Here is a 15,958-nt window from a genome sequence, read left to right on the forward strand (position 1 = left end):
AAGCCATGAAGCTGCACCAGGAATTCGTCATTGCGCGGCCGATCGACGAGGTCTGGAGCTTTTTTCGAGACGTTCCGCGCGTCGCCGCGTGCATGCCGGGCGCCGAATATATCGGTGCCAAAGACGACGGCCGGCATGCCGGCAAGGTCTCGGCCAAAGTCGGTCCGTTCCAGGCGAGTTTCGAGGGTGAGGCCGATGTTCGCTATGACGAGGCGGCAAAATCGGTCGCGCTCGAAGGCAAGGGCGTCGACCGCAAGGGCGCAAGCCGCGGCAGGATGACGATGGCCTGCGCGCTGCAGGAAAGCGGCGTCGGCACCGCGATCGTCGTCGATTCCGACGTGCAGCTGTCCGGCACGATCGCGCAGTTTGGCCGCACCGGGCTCATCACCGAGATCGCCAATGCGATGGTCGCCGGCTTCGTCACCAATGCCGAGGCCGCGATCGGCGCGCGCGGGACGGCGCAGGCAAGCGAGCCGAATCTGGCGGCGGGTCTATCCACGCCGCCGGCCGCCGGGCCAATCAGCGCTATTGCGCTGCTGCTGCCGGCGCTGCGCGGGCTCTTCAAATCCTTGTTTCGCCGGACCGCGTGAGTGGTCGTGCCGCCATTCGAATCTGACGGAAGGAATTCAAGATGAAGATCGTCGACATGACCCACCTGATGAATGTGCACACGCCCGGCTGGGTCGGATACGCCGGCAACAAGATGTACTATGCGCAAAACCTGCAGACCAAGATGATCGTCGCGCAGCGCATCGACATGGCGCTTCATGTCGGCACCCACATCGACGGCGCGATGCACGGCACCGACGGCATGGGCGACATGGCGTCCTATCCGCTGGACTTCCTGGTCGGCCCCGGTGCGGTGGTCGACGTCTCCGCCCACATGGACGACTGGGCGGTGATCACGCCAGAAATGATCGAGGCGGCGCCGGTCGAGGTCAGGGACGGCGACATCCTGATCCTGCATACCGGCTGGCACCGTTATTGGGAGGGGCAAGAGCAGCAGGACCTGGTGCGCTATTTCTGCATGCATCCGGGTGGAAAGATCGAGCTGTTGGAATGGATGCTGAGGAAGAAGATCAAGTGGTTCGGAGTTGATTGCGGCTCCGGCGATCACGCCATGAACACCTCGATCCGTCTGATGCGCCCGGATCTGACCAAGCGCTTCGAAGCCAAGATAGGCATGGGCTGCGACGAGTTCTTCGGCGGGTACAGCTACGTGCACAAGAAATCGGGCCGGGAAGTGACTGAGGACATGTTCCCGTTCCACTCCTATGCGTTCCAGGAGGGATTGATCCACGCCGAGAATGTCGGCGGTGATATCGAGAAGATGCTGAACAAGCGGGCGGTCATCGGCGCGTTTCCGTGGCGCTACGAGGGCCTTGAAGCCTGTCCGTGCCGCATCGTCTGCTTCGACGGCATGGACGAAAATGTCGAGGCGGTCGGCGATGTCGCCAAAGCTATCTTTCAGCGGCGCTGATGCGAGCGGCTTTGGCTGATGACGTCATGATCCTGTTCTGGCGAGATTATCATGTCGTGACGATCAGTAACGATTCTCGCTCGTCGTGGCGATGGGAGATTCGACGCCGAAGCGTGCCGATGGGCGTCAGGTTGAATGGCGACGGCTACTTGTCGCAGAGGGCCGCCGAGGAGGCTGGAAAGCAGGCGCTCGAGACATTCCTGGCCGCGCTCACCTCCGAGGAGCGGCGCGGATGACACCGCCGCTGGCCGATCCTGTATCGGCGCTGCACGATGTTTATGCAGGTCGAGAGCAGAATGAGCAAGCAATCGCCGGGTTTCGATGCAACTCCGGCGTCGTTTCCGATCGTCAGGTTTTGACTTGAACGGTTTGACAACCGATACTTTCCGGCGTTGCACGCGCCAGGACGATATCGGCGCGGTTTCCGAGCGAGATCGATGAAGCCTGCTCCATTCAAATATATCGCAGCTTCGTCTGTTGACCACGCGCTTGCCCTGAAAGCCGAACATGGCGACGAAGCGCGCTTTCTCGCCGGCGGGCAGAGCCTGATCCCGGCGATGAATTTTCGATTGGCGCGGCCTTCGGTATTGATCGACATCAATGGTCTCGGCGCGTTCGCGGGTGTCGAACGTTCGGAAAGCGCGGAGATCCGGATTGGCGCACTGACGCGCTATCATTCGCTCGAACGCGACCGCAGGTTTCTGACGGACTGTCCTCTGTTCGCCGACGCGCTTCCTCACATCGCCCATCCGCAGATTCGCAATCGCGGAACGATCGGCGGCAATCTGGCCCACGCCGATCCTGCCTCCGAACTGCCTGCGATCGCCGTGGCGATGCAGGCACGCATGCGGATCAGGTCGGCCAAGGGCGAGCGCGAAGTCGCTGCATCCGAGTTCTTCCAGGGCCTGCTGACGACCGACATCCAGAGCGATGAAATGCTGGTGGAGATCGCCTTTCCGGCGCCGGCGGCGCGGACGGGGGCCTGCTTCATCGAGGTGGCGCGGCGACGCGGCGACTTTGCGCTCGCAGGTGTTGCCGCCGTCGTAACCACCGACGCACGGGGACGTTGTTCGCAACTGCGGCTCGTGCTGTGCGGTGTCGGCGAAAAGGCCGTCGATGCCAGTGCCGCCGCTGCGTCACTGGTCGGGCAGGCCTGCGCCGGTGAAGCGATCGAGACTGTCGCGGCGGAAGTTCAGGGCATGATCGATCCGCCGGGCAATATGCACGCCAGCCCCGACTATCAGCGCCATATCGCCGGTGTCCTTGCCCAGCGCGCGATCAGCGCGGCGTTTTCACGGGCAGGCTATGCAGCCTGAGCGACACGACATCGAGCTTTCCGTCAACGGTACGACCTGTCGCCGTGCGGTCGAATCGCGAATCCTGCTTAGCGATTTTCTGCGTCACGATCTGGGACTCGCCGGCACCCATGTCGGCTGCGAGCATGGCGTGTGCGGCGCCTGCACCATCCTGTTCGATGGCGCGCCGATCCGCTCGTGCCTGATGCTGGCGGTCCAGGCCAATGGCCATGAACTCTCGACCGTGGAGGGACTGGCCGGCAGCGACGGTGAACTGCATCCGATCCAGCAGGCCATGCACGACCATCACGGTTTGCAGTGCGGCTATTGCACGCCGGGCATTTTGATGACGATGACGGCTTACCTGAAACATAACCCGCAGCCTTCGGAACATGAGGTGCGCGAGGCGCTGTCGGGCAATCTGTGCCGCTGCACCGGCTACCAGAACGTCGTCGATGCGATGCTGGCGGCCGCCCAGACGCTGCGCGCTGCGCCATGACCACCCGCTTCTTCGGTGCGCCGGTCAAACGCAATGAGGACCGAAAGCTCCTCACGGGACAAGCGCTGTTCATCGACGATGTCGAACTGCCCGGTATGCAGCACGCGGCGTTCCTGCGCAGCCAGGTCGCGCATGCTCGCATCAAGGGGATCGACGTCTCCCGAGCGCTGCAACGGCCCGGCGTCACGGCGGTCTACACCGCCAATGATCTCGGCGCGTACTGGCGGGCCGGCCCGTTGCTGGTGCCGCCACCACCGATTCCGGAAAGCATCTTCAACGAGCGGACGCAGGTGCCGCTGGCCAAGGACAAGGTTCGCCATGTCGGCGAGCCGCTTGCGGTTGTCGTGGCCGATAGCCGTTACATTGCCGAGGACGCGCTCGACGACCTCGTCGTCGATCTCGAAATCCTGCCGGCGGTGGTCGATTGCGAAGGCGCGCTGAACACGGCGACGCATGTCCACGATGATCTCGGCTCCAACATTTCGGCGCATGTGCGCCAGACCAAGGGCGATTACCGCCGCGCGGCGGCGAACGCGCATCTGATCCTCAAACGCAGGTTTCTCTATGAGCACGGCATCTCCTCGCCGATCGAGACCCGCGGTGTCGTGGCGCAATGGGATGCACGCGGCGCCCAAATGACGATCTGGGACACCACCCAGGCGCCGGTGTTCGTGCGCAACGGCCTTGCCGCCATCCTCGGCCTCAGCGAGCGCCAGGTCCGCGTGATCGCCCCCTTCATCGGCGGCGGCTTTGGGCCGAAGATCATGATGTTCTACCCGGAAGAGGTCATGCTGCCGTGGATCTCAATGCAGCTGAACCGGCCGGTGAAGTGGATCGAGGATCGGCTGGAACACTTCTTCAGCACCACGCACGAGCGCGGGCAGATTCATGACGCGGAGATCGCGCTCGCCGCGGACGGCCGCATTCTCGGTATCAAGGATGTGTTCTTACATGACGCCGGCGCGTACGCCCCTTATGGGCTGACGGTCCCGATCAACAGCCAGTGCACCTTGCTTGGCCCCTACGTGGTGCCGGACTATGACAGCACCTTCACCGCCGTGTTCACCAATCTGCCGATCGTGACACCCTATCGCGGCGCCGGACGGCAGCACGGCGTGTTCGTGATGGAGCGGTTTCTCGATCTGGCCGCGCACGAGTTGAAGATCGATCCCGCGGAAATCCGCCGCCGCAATCTGATTCCGCCGGATGCGTTTCCTTACAAGAACGAGATCATCTATCAGGACTTTCAGCCGCTTGAATATGACAGCGGCAACTACGAGCCGGTGCTCGACAAGGCGCTGGAACTGATCGGCTACGATGGCTTCATTCGCAACGAGCAGCCGAGACTGCGGTCCGAGGGGCGCTGCGTCGGCATCGCCGTCGCCTGCTATGTCGAAGGTACCGGCATCGGGCCCTACGAGGGCGCCAAGGTCCAGATCCAGTCCAACGGCAAGGTCAATGTCGCGACCGGCATCGGTACCCAGGGCCAGGGCCATTTCACCAGCTTTGCGCAGATCGTCGCCGACGAGCTCGGTGTCGACGTGACCGATGTCGATATCGTCACCGGCGATACCGACCAGTTCTATTGGGGCGCGGGCACGTTTGCGAGCCGTGGCGCCGTCGTCGCCGGCACGGCGGTGAGCGAGGCATCGCGCGCGGTGCGGAAGAAGGCGCTCAAGCTCGCCAGCGACGCCTTCGAATGTTCGGAGAAGGATCTGGTGCTTGCCGACGGCAAGGTCGCGATCACCGGCATCCCCGGCAAATTCATCCGGCTCGGGGATCTGGCCCGGCGCGCCAATCCGATGCGCGGCGCGGTGGCGCCGGGGACCGAGCCGGGGCTGGAATCGACGCAATATTTCGGACCGTCAATGGGCGCGACCTCGAACGGCGTCCATGCCGCCATCATCGAAGTCGACCCGCAAACATTCGATATCGAGGTTCTCAAATATGTCGTGGTTCACGATTGCGGCACCGTCATCAATCCGATGATCCTCGCCGGTCAGATCCATGGTGGGGTCGCGCAGGGCATAGGCAACGCGTTCTACGAAAAGCTGTCGTTCGACGAGCAGGGCCAGCTGCTCAATGCGTCGCTGGCGGATTATCTGCTGCCGACGGCGCTGGAGGTGCCGCGCATGGAGCTCGATCATACCGTGACGCCGTCGCCGCTCAATCCATTGGGGATGAAGGGAGCCGGCGAAGCTGGAGCAATTCCGGTCGGGCCGCTGTTCGCGCAGGCGATCGAGGATGCCCTGGATTTGAAGCGGCAGGAGATCGAGTTGCTGGAGATTCCGCTGAGCCCGAGCCGGCTGTTTGAACTGACGCGCAAGGCGAGGAACACGTGAAGACGGCGCAGATATTCCGATTGTCGATGGCGCATCCGGGGGATCTCTCCGAGCTCGATCGGCTGATCGCGAGCGGGACGGTTCGCGCGGCAGAAATCGTCGCCATCATCGGCAAGACCGAGGGCAATGGCGGCGTCAATGATTTCACCCGCGGCTACTTCACACAGACCCTGATGGCGCTGCTGGCAAAGCATCTAGACAAACCGGCCGAGCAATTGATCCGCGAAATTCCCTGCGTGCTGTCGGGCGGTACGGAAGGTGTCATGAGTCCGCATTACAGCGTCTTCTGCGCGGGCGAGAGCGGGCCAGGCCGGGGCGTGGGAGCCTCGCTCGCGATCGGCACGGCATTCAGCGCGCCGGTTGCTGCGGAAGATGTCGGCCGGCGTGCTCATATCGAAAGTGTTGCCGACGCGGTTCGCACCGCGATCGCCGCTGCGGGAATCGAACATCTGGGCGACGTGCATTTCGTGCAGGTCAAATGTCCCTGCGTCACGGTGGCGCGCGCCGCGGCGGCGATCGCCGCCGGGAAGACGCCGCTGACAAGCGATTCAAACAAGTCGATGGCGTTTGCGCGTGCGGCAGGAGCGTTCGGGGTGGCGGTGGCGCTTGGCGAGCTCGCGCCTTCCGCGTTCGAGGACGCTTCGTTGCTGTCGGATTTTTCGATCCAGTCGCCGCGCGCCAGCATCTCTTCGGGCGTCGAGGTCGAGAGCAATGAGGTGGTCGTGCTCGGCAACAGCGCGCGCTGGGCCGGTCCGCTCCGCATCGCGCATCGCCCGATGGCCGACGCGCTCGATATCGGCGCCGTCGTCGACGTGCTGGCCGATCTCGACATCGATGCCCGGCCGCAGGTTTCGGCGGCTGACGCCATGAGAATCGCGACCGTGCTGGTCAAATGCGAGCCGGATCGACGCGGAAAAATTCGCGGGAACCGGCACACCATGCTCGATGACACCGATATCAACGCCCAGCGCCATGTTCGTGGCGCGGTCGCGGGCATGGTCGCCGGCGTGATCGGCGACGGCCGGATCTTTGTGTCCGGTGGCGCCGAGCATCAAGGTCCGGACGGCGGCGGGCTGGTTGCAGTGATCGTTTCGCGAGAGGGGAGTGCCTGATGCGGATCGTCATCGTCGGTGCAGGTGTCGCCGGATGCTTGATGGCGCGGCGACTGTCGCGATTGGATGGCGTCGAGGTGATCTGCCTGGAGCGGGTCGCGCGTGACGACCATTCCGAGGCCGGCACCGGGCTCAATGTCGGGCCGAACGCGGTCAAGGCGGTGAAGGCGATCGATCCGGAGCTTGCCGATCTCATTACCGCCTCGAGCTATCTCTGGCACAATTGGCGGATCTCGCTCACCGACGGCACCGTGCTATTCGATCTGCCGCTGGCTGATGTTGCCGACGGGCCCGGCTGGCGAATCCGCTGGTCGGAGCTCTACCGCGTGCTGCGCGCGGCCGCGGGGGATCGCGTTTCCTACGGCTGCGAGATCGCCGAGATCGGCCGCGACGCCGCCGATCCCCGCAAGACCTCGATTGCATGGATTCAAAACGGGAAGACGCGGCGGCTTGATGATATCGATCTCCTGATTGCCGCCGATGGGCGCTATTCGGCGGTGCGGCGCGCGATCTCGGGCGAACCGGAGGTGCGCCAGACCGGTGTCGCGATCTTCCGCCTGCTGGTCGCCGATACGGCGGGTGGGCTGATCGACGACTACGCGCAATGGTTCAACGGTCCGAACCGCTTGCTGTCGTTCAAGGTACCGCCCGGCCATATCTATGTCGCCGGCACGTTTCCGATTCATCCCGAGGCTCCGATCGCGGACAATCTGAAAACGCAGGAAGCCTTGCGCACGGCCTATGCACCGCGCAACGCCGAGCCCAGCCCCCAGGCGCGGTGGCTGATCGATACCGTCTGTGAGAACGTCGCGGATACGCATTGGGCGCGGATGCAGGAACACACGCTGCTCTACCGCGCCGACGGCTGCAACGTGCTCTATCTCGGCGACGCCGCCCACGGCATGGTGCCGACCCTGGGGCAGGGCGCCACGCAGGCGCTCGAAGATGCCGCGAATGCGGCAGCGCTGATCACGCGCCGCCATCAGGACGGCAAGGCCGACGTTGCGGGCTGGCTCGCCGACATCGAGGCGCTGCGCCAGGAACGCATGCGCTTCGCGATGGCGTTTTCGCTCGAGGCGACCGACACCATGCTTGAAGGCACCGATCCGGTCGAGGGGACACGGCACAAGAACGGGGCGGCGTTCCAGAATAGCCTGAAGGCGCTCTATCGCGATGTTGGATTGCCATTGGATGGAAGCAGGATCTGAGGAGATGAAACCATGACCGCCGCTACCGAAACGCAGCTGCCGCTTGCCACGGTTCACGGGCTCTATCACATCGCTGTCAAGACCGAGAATTTGGCGGCAACGCGCAAATTCTATGTCGACATCATCGGCCTGCGTGAATTCCCCCGGCCCGATTTCGGCTATCCCGGCGCATGGCTCGGCTGTACCCAGCCTGGGGGCCTCGCCATCCTGCACGTCTATGCCGGGGGTCCTGCGTTGGGACCGGAAGGCAAGGCGCCGGCGGGCACCGCGGCAATCGATCACGTCTCGCTGTCGTGCTCCGGCTATCGCTCCTTTGTGTCGCGCTTCAAGGCGGCTGGGCTCGATTGGCGCGAATTCATCGTGCCGGGCACTTCACTCTGGCAGTTGTTCGTCTACGATCCCAGCGGCGTTCAGCTCGAATTGACGTTTGAGTGCGGCGGTGAGGGTGGTGAGCTGCCCGACATGTCGCACGAGCGCAAGTACGTCGCGGGTTCGAGCTTCTTCGACAAGGCGAGGTATCCCAAGCTGGGCTGACGCGATGGAACACCAAGATCGCCCGCTCTGGTCGCTCAACGTGGGGCAGCTTTCTGCAGCCTATGTGAACGGCCTCTCGCCGCGCCGCGTCATCGACGCGACGCTGGCGCGCGTTCGCGATATCAATCCGAAGCTCAACGCCATCGTCACCCTGGACGAAGCCGGCGCCGTCAGCGCAGCCGACGCGAGCGCGCGGCGATGGAAGGACAAACGTCCCCTGGGCAGGCTCGATGGCGTCCCCGTCACGATCAAGGACAACATTCTGGTCGCCGGGCTGCGCGCCACCTGGGGTAGCCGCCTCTACGAGAACTTCGTGCCCGACGAAGATGAGCTGCCGGTGCGGCGGCTGCGTGAAGCCGGCGCGGTCATTCTAGGCAAGACCAATGTACCGGAGTTCACGGTCCACGGTTTTACCCACAATGCGGTGTTCGGCACCACCGGCAACCCCTGGGATCCGGCGCTGACGCCGGGCGGATCGAGCGGCGGCGCGGTCGCGGCCGTTGCGTCCGGCATGGGCGCATTGGCGTTCGGCACCGATGGCGGCGGTTCAATCCGGCGCCCCGCCGCCCATACCGGGCTGTTCGGGTTCAAACCGTCGCGCGATATGGTCCGGCGGGGCAGGGGCTTTCCCGCGATCCTGCACGATTTTGAGGTGATCGGACCGATCGCACGCTGTGTCGACGATATCGTCAGCGGCATGGAAGTCGTCGCCGGTCCGGCCTGGCAGCGGCTGCTCGGCGAATCCGTCGCAGGCAGCCCGCGCATCGCCTACGCGCCGAGCTTTGGCGGTGCGGCGGTCGATCCCATCATTCGCGATACGGTCGATCGGACCGTGGCCGGGATGCGGTCGTTCGGCCTCGATGTCGAATTGATCTCGCCGTTCGATCTGGCCGAGCCGCTTGGACAGGTGTGGCCGGTCATCAGCCAGACCGGCGTTGCCTGGCTGCTCTCGCAGCATCGGGATTGGGAGAACAGGGTCGCGCCCGCGATCGCGGACATGGCTGTGGCCGGACAGAAATACAGCGCCAGGGATTATCTCAACGCGCTGGATACGATCGCTTCGATAAGGCGCGTCTTCGAAACCCTGTTCGAGCGTTACGATTTCCTGATCACGCCCAGCGCGGCGGCGATGCCGTGGCCGGCGGCGCAATCACATCCCACCACGATCGATGGCCAGCCTGTCGGCCCGCGCGGCCACGCCGTGTTCACGCCGGTTGCGAATGCGCTTGGATTGCCGGCGATTTCACTGCCCTGTGTGGTCGAGGACGCTTCGCTTCCAGTCGGGCTGCAGATGATCGCCGGAAAAGATCGCGATTGGCCATTGCTGGCATTCGCGCGCGAATACGAAGGCCGCCTGTTCGTTCATCGCTGCCCGCCGCGTTGGGATGATCGAACTTATCGCCCTGCCCAGTGCACGAAGCGGCGCTCGATCAGCAAGAATAGCAGGTTCAGCGAATAGCCAAGCGCGCCGGCGGCGAAAATCGCCGCGTACATGCCGGGCATATCGAACAGCTGCTGCGCCTCGAACACGCGCTGGCCGAGGCCGTCGGTTGACCCGATGAACATCTCGGCAACGACGATGATGACCAGCGCCAGCGACACGCCGTTGCGCAGGCCGACGAACGTTTGAGGCAGCGATTCCAACAGCATCACGTCGAAGAGCACTCGAATCCGTGACGCGCCCATCACCTTGGCCGCCAGCAGCCGCGTCTTGCGCGCGTTCATCACGCCATAGGCGACGTTGAACAGGATCACCAGCGCGGCGCCGAAGGCCGCGACGGAAATCTTGGTGCGGTCGCCGACCCCGAACAGCACCAGGAACAGCGGGAACATCGCGGAGGCCGGCGTCGAGCGGAAGAAGTCGATCAAGAACTCCACCGAGCGATAGAGTTTCTCGGAAGAGCCGAGCAGAATCCCGAGCGGGATCGCGATCACGGCGGCGATCGCGGTCGAGGAGATGGTCCGCATCACCGTCTTGAGGAAATCGATCCCGAGCTTGCCGCTGAGCATGCTCTCCCAGAGCGTCCGGAAGGTCGCGAGCGGCGACGGCAGCAGCACGGGGTCGACCAGCTTCAAGGCCGTGGTGAGGCTCCAGACCGCCAGCAGGATGGCGACACCGACCAGCGGCAGCAATGCATTTGATGTCTTCATACCCGGTGCACCTCACGCTGAAACAGTTTCAGGCAATGTGCCTTGGTGGCGATGAAGCCCGGCTCCGACAGGGTCTTGTCGGTGCGCGGCCGCGGCGCGTCGTAGGGGACGAATTCGACCACCCGCGCCGGGTGGCGCGACAGCAGCAGCACGTAGTCCGAGAGATAGACCGCTTCCTCGAGGTCGTGCGAGACCAGCAGCGTCGTGGTCTTCGTTTCCATGAACACGCGCTGCAGCTGGTCGCGCATGAACAGGGTCATCTCGTAGTCGAGCGCGGAGAACGGCTCGTCGAGGAACAGGATCTCGGGCTCGACGATGAGCGCGCGCATGATGGACACCAGCTGCTGCTGGCCGCCAGACAGATGGTAGGGGTACAGCGCGAGGTCGATCTTGACGCCGAGATGCGCGACCAGGCGTTCGACCCGCTGCCGGCGTTGCGCCCTTGGCACGCCCATCACCTTCAACGGATAGGCAATGTTGTCGAACGCCGGTAGCCAGGGAAACAGCGCCTCGCGATAGTTCTGGAACACGTAGCCGAACTTGACGCGGCTGAGCGGCCGTCCGTCGAACAGCACTTCGCCGGCATCGGCGGGGACGAGGCCCGCGATCATGTTGATCAGCGTGCTCTTGCCACAGCCGTTGGGTCCGAACACCGAAATCAGCTTGCCGCGGGGAATATCGAAGTCGAAGCGGTCGTAGATGACGGCGTCGGGATAATGCTTGCTCAGGCCGCGGATGGTGACATGCGGCGCCGTCCGGCGGGACTCGTCAAAGCCACCGGCCGGCCCGCTCGCTACGCTTGAGGCCAGGATTGTCACGCGCCCCTCAAAACTTCTGCAGGACTTTGCTGACATCGACCTTTTCGGGCACCACGCCGATCGACGTGCCGAAATCCGCAAACGCCTGAAAATCCGCGAGCTGCTTCGCGCTGAGGTCGCTGGCCATGACGTAACCAAGCATCGACACCATGTCGACCACGTTGTCGGGCGTGAACGTATTCTTGGCGAGGTGTTTTCGGGCATCATCCGGATTGGCGTTGATGAACGCGATCGCCTTGGCCCAGGCTGCGGCAAAGCGCTTGGCCACGTCGGGCCGCTTCTGGATGAAATCGGTGGTCATCGCACAGCCGGCGGCATAGGCATCCGCGGTTTCACTGCCGAGAATGTATTTCGAGATCACGCCGGCCTCGATCGACCGCGCGATGCCGGCCTTGATCATCATCGAGGCATTGGGCTCCAGCGTGTAGCCGCCGTCGAAGGTACCCGCCGTCATCGCGTTGACGTGCTGGCCCATATCGAGCTGATCGATGGTATAGTCACCTTCCTTGAGGCCATTCCTGGCCAATATGGCTTTCGCAGTATTGAGATTGGCCGGGCCCGGCGCCGACATCAGCTTGGCGCCCTTCAGCTCGGCGATGGAGTTCGCCGGAAAGCCGTTGCGGACGACGAACTGCTCCATCTTCCAGATCTTGGTCTGACTGTTGAGGCTGATGTACATTGCGACGCCCGGTTTCTTGACGTCGGCATTGAGCCCTTCGAGCATCACCAGCACCGCGGACACTTCGATCTGGTTGGTCATCATGGCGGCGACGTTGGGCGGTCCGCCCATCAGCTTGGTCATCTCGGGCTCGATGTTCTGCTCCTTGAAGAAGCCCCGCTCCAGCGCCACGAAATAGGGGAGCGACGAACTGACGGGAAATACGCCGACGGACACCTTGTCCTGGGCCCGGGACGGCGCGGATAGCGCCGTAAGGCCTGCAAGCAGGACGACGATCGCTGTGATTTTGCTGACCAATTTCATGCGGAAAATCCCCCGAAGTTCCGCTAGAAAGAGCAAGAAACGTGCCGCGTTCCGCCGGCTGCACTGTGCACGATATCAAGCGCGAGACCGGTGACGGCACGACCTCGCGTCTTCCCATCACGGATGCAGCGACAAGCGTGCAGGAAGCAAGAAGGGGTTCGTTCTACCAGGAGCACTGGCTGACACGCCCGGACCCGCTTATTTGCCGGGGCTGCCTGGCGCAGCCGAACCCGTAGTCACGTTTGAAGCATTGTTCGGGGAGGACGTCGTGGTTTGCTGACCTACGTCGCGCCCGTTGTAGACAGCAATCACAAGAATAACTGCAATCACGAGCGCCGCGCCGGCCGACCAGGCGACGGCACTGTTCGCGGGAGCCCTGCTCCCCCGCGCAACTTGCGGATCGGCAGCTGTCCGCCGCTGCGGATCGTCGAGATCCTGCGCCGCTTGCGTATTCCGATCGAGTTGAGCTCGCTCGCTTCGGCGTAGATGGCCCGACCTGATCACGCCGTACAGGATCGCCCCTCCCAGCACAAAGGCGCCAAGAAACAACATCCACACCATCGTAGCCGAGGTGTCACCGAGAAGCATGCCAACGCCGCTATTGCCCATCTTGATCGTGCTCCGAACTCTCCAACTCGCTAAGTCGCAAGCGTTCCGCTGGTTCCTACCTCGTCGCCGGGCGGGACGATTAGGACAAGCCTCCATCTCCAAGCCCTTCATATGATGACGGCTCGCGCGCATACCTCGCTCACCCGCGCCCCTGACTTGATGGAAATCGTTCGCTCGGCACGCCCGGTCGGTTTCGTCAACCCTGATCCCGAGGACATGGGCAGGTTGGATCGGTATAGTGCCATCGGAACTGCGACGGGAACGGCATTCCTGCCTTCCCCCTTGGGTTGGAATGAGGACGAGACGATGGACGACACGATTGGCTTCCCCGACCCCGGCCTCGACCTGTCGGACGGTTTTAAGCCGCACACCTCGCATTGGGGCGTGTTTTCGGCGCGGAACAGTGAGGCCGGGCTGGAGGTCAGGGCGTATGCCGGGGGTCCAGATCGGAACGGCATCATCGACAATTTTCCCGGCGCGTTGCGCCACCAGGCGCGCATCGGCCAGCCGGCGATCCGCCGCGGCTGGCTCGAGCACGGTCCCGGTCCCGACGATCGCCGCGGCCGCGATGAATTCGTCTCCGTCAGCTGGGAGAAGGCGCTCGACCTCTTGGGAGACGAGCTGTCGCGCATCCGCGACACGCGCGGCCCCGGTGCCGTGTTCGGCGGTTCCTATGGCTGGTCGAGCGCAGGCCGCCTCCATCACGCCCAGAGCCAGGTCCATCGCTTCCTAAATATTGCGATGGGCGGCTATGTCCGTTCGGTCAATTCCTATTCCTCTGGCGCGTCCTCGGTGCTGCTGCCGCAGATCCTGGCGGGCTATGAGGACATCACCAAGCGCAACGTCACCTGGGAGCAGATCGCATCCGAGACCGGCATCGTGCTGGCGTTCGGCGGCATGGCGCTGAAGAACTCCATGGTGGCCGGCGGCTCGATCAGCAAGCATGTCGAGCGCGGCGCCATGGATGTGGCGCGCCGCCGCGGCTGCGAGTTCGTCCTGGTCAGCCCGCTGCGTGACGATCTTCCCGTGGAAGCCGGCGCCGAATGGCTGACTTGCGTGCCCGGCACCGACACCGCGCTGATGCTCGGCATCGTCCACACGCTGGTGGCAGAAAACCTGCATGATCAGGCCTTCCTCGATCGCTACACCGAGGGCTGGCCGGTGTTCCTGCGCTATCTCACCGGCGAGAGCGATGGCCAACCCAAGCACGCCGAATGGGCCGCCGCGATCTGCGGCGTCGACGCGGGTGCGATCCGCAAGCTCGCGCGCCGGCTTGCCGGAAAGCGCGCACTCATCACCGTCTCCCATTCGCTGCAGCGCGCCGAACACGGCGAGCAGCCGGTGTGGATGGGCATGGTGCTGGCGGCAGCGCTCGGCCAGATCGGTCTGCCCGGCGGCGGCTACGCCTATTCGCTCGGCGCCATCGGCTACTACGGCCGCCGCGTCAACGACGTGCCGGGGCCGACGCTCGGGCAGGGCCGCAATGGTGTTGCTGATTTCATTCCGGTGGCGCGCATCGCCGACATGCTGCTCAATCCGGGAACCACCTATCGCTACAATGGCGAGACACGCACCTATCCAGACATCCGGCTGGTCTACTGGGCCGGCGGCAATCCCTTCCATCACCATCAGGACATCAACCGCCTGCGCAAGGCGTTTGCGAAAGTCGATACCCTGGTCGTGCATGAGCTCGCCTGGACCGCCACGGCTCGCCACGCCGACATCGTCTTGCCCGCGACCATGACGCTCGAGCGCGAGGACATCGGCTATTCCACCAACGATCCCCTGATGGTCGCCATGCACCGCATCGCCGAGCCGTTTGGTCTGGCGCGCGACGACTACGATATCTTCGCCGATCTCGCCGACCGTCTCGGCGCCCGCGAGCCTTTCACCGAAGGGCGCACGTCACGGCAGTGGCTGGAGCATCTGTACGAGCCGACCCGCGCCTCGCTCAAGGCGCGCGGCCTGGAGGCCCCGAGCTTCGAGGAGTTCTGGCAGCGCGGCAGCCTGGTCGTGCCGCAACAGCCCGATGACGGCGGCAGGCTGCGCCGCTTCCGCGAGGATCCGGTCGCGCATGCCCTGCCGACGCCGAGCGGACGCATCGAAATCTTCTCAGCGAAGATCGCAGGCCATGGCGATGCGGACTGTCCGGGCCATCCGGTCTGGCTCGACAAGACCGATATGCCCAAGCCAGAGGCGCCCTGCTTCCTCGTCGCCAACCAGCCGGTGACGCGCCTGCATAGCCAGCTCGATTTCGGCGGACATTCGCTCGCCGCAAAACATCGCGGCCGCGAGGTCGCACGCATGAACCCGCGCGATGCGAACGCGCGCGGCATCGCCGACGGCGACATCATCCGCCTGTTCAACGACCGCGGCGCCTGCCTCGCCGCCGTCCACGTCACCGACGGCATCGTGCCCGGCGTCGTCCAGCTGCCGACCGGCGCCTGGTACGATCCGATGGACCCCGAGGACGAAGCGCCGCTTTGCGTTCACGGCAATCCGAACGTCCTCACCCGCGACGTCGGCACCTCATCCTTCGCACAGGGATGCACGGGGCAGCTGACGACGGTGGAGGTGGAGAAGTTCACTGGCAATCTGCCGCCGATACGCGCGTTTGATGCGGTGTAGGGGGCAGTCCAGGACGTAGCCGTAGATCCTATGGGGTGGCAGGTGGTCAGGGGTAAATTGAGTTTGTGACCACCAACTCACCCTGGAGGATCAACGATGCGTACTGATCACACTGACGCACCCGCCGGAAGCGAGTATGCCACGATTTACTTGGCTTTCGAACTGAGCAAAGCGAAGTGGCAGCTGGGGATAATGATGCCTGGCGCCGAGAAGATGCGTCGTTACCGGATCGATGGCGGGGACATGGCGGCGCTATCTGGCGTGCTTTTGCGGGCTCGAGGGAAGGCCGCGCAGGAGGGC

16 protein-coding genes and 1 pseudogene are annotated in these 15,958 nt (G+C 64.1%); 13 read left to right on the forward strand and 4 right to left on the reverse strand.

The features are described from left to right. Positions 1-5 precede the first annotated feature (5 nt). The 11 genes from IVA82_RS37185 (at position 6) to IVA82_RS37230 (ending at position 9,929) form a co-directional block, all read left to right on the forward strand. Positions 6-590 (forward strand): SRPBCC family protein, encoded by a 585-nt coding sequence (locus tag IVA82_RS37185; protein WP_247388344.1) that lies wholly within the window; start codon positions 6-8, stop codon positions 588-590. Positions 591-631: 41 nt separating this feature from the next. Further along, a complete protein-coding gene (locus IVA82_RS37190; protein ID WP_247388345.1) occupies positions 632-1,480 on the forward strand; it encodes a cyclase family protein in 849 nt (282 codons plus the stop codon). 26 nt (positions 1,481-1,506) lie between these two features. Next, entirely contained in the window at positions 1,507-1,716 is a 210-nt protein-coding gene (locus IVA82_RS37195; RefSeq protein ID WP_247388346.1) for a hypothetical protein, read from the forward strand. Beyond that, the gene (locus IVA82_RS48670; protein WP_256469780.1) at positions 1,713-1,844 is read left to right on the forward strand and encodes a hypothetical protein; all 132 of its coding nucleotides are present in this window, start codon (positions 1,713-1,715) and stop codon (positions 1,842-1,844) included. The genes IVA82_RS37195 and IVA82_RS48670 overlap by 4 nt, the downstream gene beginning before the upstream one ends. 73 nt (positions 1,845-1,917) lie before the next feature. Continuing rightward, positions 1,918-2,796, forward strand: a complete 879-nt coding sequence (locus IVA82_RS37200; RefSeq protein ID WP_247388347.1) for a xanthine dehydrogenase family protein subunit M — start codon at positions 1,918-1,920, stop codon at positions 2,794-2,796. Beyond that, entirely contained in the window at positions 2,786-3,274 is a 489-nt protein-coding gene (locus IVA82_RS37205; protein ID WP_247388348.1) for a (2Fe-2S)-binding protein, read from the forward strand. The genes IVA82_RS37200 and IVA82_RS37205 overlap by 11 nt, the downstream gene beginning before the upstream one ends. Next, positions 3,271-5,616 (forward strand): xanthine dehydrogenase family protein molybdopterin-binding subunit, encoded by a 2,346-nt coding sequence (locus IVA82_RS37210; protein WP_247388349.1) that lies wholly within the window; start codon positions 3,271-3,273, stop codon positions 5,614-5,616. Before IVA82_RS37205 ends, IVA82_RS37210 begins: the two co-directional genes overlap by 4 nt. Continuing rightward, positions 5,613-6,728: a ring-opening amidohydrolase gene (locus IVA82_RS37215; RefSeq protein WP_247388350.1), complete on the forward strand. Its 1,116-nt coding sequence runs from the start codon at positions 5,613-5,615 to the stop codon at positions 6,726-6,728. Before IVA82_RS37210 ends, IVA82_RS37215 begins: the two co-directional genes overlap by 4 nt. Then, positions 6,728-7,936, forward strand: a complete 1,209-nt coding sequence (locus tag IVA82_RS37220; protein WP_247388351.1) for an NAD(P)/FAD-dependent oxidoreductase — start codon at positions 6,728-6,730, stop codon at positions 7,934-7,936. Before IVA82_RS37215 ends, IVA82_RS37220 begins: the two co-directional genes overlap by 1 nt. Before the next feature lie 12 nt (positions 7,937-7,948). Next, the gene (locus IVA82_RS37225; RefSeq protein WP_247388352.1) at positions 7,949-8,470 is read left to right on the forward strand and encodes a hypothetical protein; all 522 of its coding nucleotides are present in this window, start codon (positions 7,949-7,951) and stop codon (positions 8,468-8,470) included. Positions 8,471-8,474: 4 nt separating this feature from the next. Next, positions 8,475-9,929 carry an amidase gene (locus IVA82_RS37230; RefSeq protein WP_247388353.1) on the forward strand — a complete coding sequence of 485 codons (1,455 nt, stop codon included), beginning with the start codon at positions 8,475-8,477 and terminating at the stop codon, positions 9,927-9,929. Here IVA82_RS37230 and IVA82_RS37235 read toward each other — a convergent pair. From IVA82_RS37235 to IVA82_RS37250, 4 genes are all read right to left on the reverse strand, one after another. Continuing rightward, positions 9,866-10,621 carry an ABC transporter permease gene (locus tag IVA82_RS37235; protein WP_247388354.1) on the reverse strand — a complete coding sequence of 252 codons (756 nt, stop codon included), beginning with the start codon at positions 10,619-10,621 and terminating at the stop codon, positions 9,866-9,868. The genes IVA82_RS37230 and IVA82_RS37235 overlap by 64 nt on opposite strands. Then, the gene (locus tag IVA82_RS37240) at positions 10,618-11,439 is read right to left on the reverse strand and encodes an ATP-binding cassette domain-containing protein (protein ID WP_247388355.1); all 822 of its coding nucleotides are present in this window, start codon (positions 11,437-11,439) and stop codon (positions 10,618-10,620) included. Before IVA82_RS37240 ends, IVA82_RS37235 begins: the two co-directional genes overlap by 4 nt. 7 nt (positions 11,440-11,446) lie before the next feature. Further along, on the reverse strand, positions 11,447-12,421 hold the full coding sequence (locus IVA82_RS37245) for an ABC transporter substrate-binding protein (RefSeq protein WP_247388356.1): 975 nt from the start codon (positions 12,419-12,421) through the stop codon (positions 11,447-11,449). Between the two features lie 198 nt (positions 12,422-12,619). Further along, positions 12,620-13,030 carry a hypothetical protein gene (locus IVA82_RS37250; protein WP_247388357.1) on the reverse strand — a complete coding sequence of 137 codons (411 nt, stop codon included), beginning with the start codon at positions 13,028-13,030 and terminating at the stop codon, positions 12,620-12,622. Positions 13,031-13,336: 306 nt separating this feature from the next. Between IVA82_RS37250 and IVA82_RS37255 the strand changes: the two genes are divergently transcribed. Both IVA82_RS37255 and IVA82_RS37260 read left to right on the forward strand, forming a co-directional pair. Next, the gene (locus tag IVA82_RS37255; protein ID WP_247388358.1) at positions 13,337-15,658 is read left to right on the forward strand and encodes a molybdopterin guanine dinucleotide-containing S/N-oxide reductase; all 2,322 of its coding nucleotides are present in this window, start codon (positions 13,337-13,339) and stop codon (positions 15,656-15,658) included. Between the two features lie 96 nt (positions 15,659-15,754). After that, positions 15,755-15,958: pseudogene (locus IVA82_RS37260) on the forward strand (hypothetical protein); the annotation flags it as partial.

The sequence above is a fragment of the Bradyrhizobium sp. 142 genome, assembly GCF_023074015.1.
GTDB lineage: Bacteria > Pseudomonadota > Alphaproteobacteria > Rhizobiales > Xanthobacteraceae > Bradyrhizobium.

Bases quoted from the DNA above. Each gene is read 5' to 3' on its own strand.
- IVA82_RS37205 (WP_247388348.1), top strand. From the start codon at position 2,786: ATGCAGCCTGAGCGACACGACATCGAGCTTTCCGTCAACGGTACGACC.
- IVA82_RS37220 (WP_247388351.1), top strand. From the start codon at position 6,728: ATGCGGATCGTCATCGTCGGTGCAGGTGTCGCCGGATGCTTGATGGCG.
- IVA82_RS37235 (WP_247388354.1), bottom strand. From the start codon at position 10,621: ATGAAGACATCAAATGCATTGCTGCCGCTGGTCGGTGTCGCCATCCTG.
- IVA82_RS37255 (WP_247388358.1), top strand. From the start codon at position 13,337: ATGGACGACACGATTGGCTTCCCCGACCCCGGCCTCGACCTGTCGGAC.
- IVA82_RS37210 (WP_247388349.1), top strand. From the start codon at position 3,271: ATGACCACCCGCTTCTTCGGTGCGCCGGTCAAACGCAATGAGGACCGA.
- IVA82_RS37250 (WP_247388357.1), bottom strand. From the start codon at position 13,030: ATGGGCAATAGCGGCGTTGGCATGCTTCTCGGTGACACCTCGGCTACG.
- IVA82_RS37195 (WP_247388346.1), top strand. From the start codon at position 1,507: ATGATCCTGTTCTGGCGAGATTATCATGTCGTGACGATCAGTAACGAT.
- IVA82_RS48670 (WP_256469780.1), top strand. From the start codon at position 1,713: ATGACACCGCCGCTGGCCGATCCTGTATCGGCGCTGCACGATGTTTAT.
- IVA82_RS37245 (WP_247388356.1), bottom strand. From the start codon at position 12,421: ATGAAATTGGTCAGCAAAATCACAGCGATCGTCGTCCTGCTTGCAGGC.
- IVA82_RS37200 (WP_247388347.1), top strand. From the start codon at position 1,918: ATGAAGCCTGCTCCATTCAAATATATCGCAGCTTCGTCTGTTGACCAC.
- IVA82_RS37185 (WP_247388344.1), top strand. From the start codon at position 6: ATGAAGCTGCACCAGGAATTCGTCATTGCGCGGCCGATCGACGAGGTC.
- IVA82_RS37225 (WP_247388352.1), top strand. From the start codon at position 7,949: ATGACCGCCGCTACCGAAACGCAGCTGCCGCTTGCCACGGTTCACGGG.
- IVA82_RS37190 (WP_247388345.1), top strand. From the start codon at position 632: ATGAAGATCGTCGACATGACCCACCTGATGAATGTGCACACGCCCGGC.
- IVA82_RS37230 (WP_247388353.1), top strand. From the start codon at position 8,475: ATGGAACACCAAGATCGCCCGCTCTGGTCGCTCAACGTGGGGCAGCTT.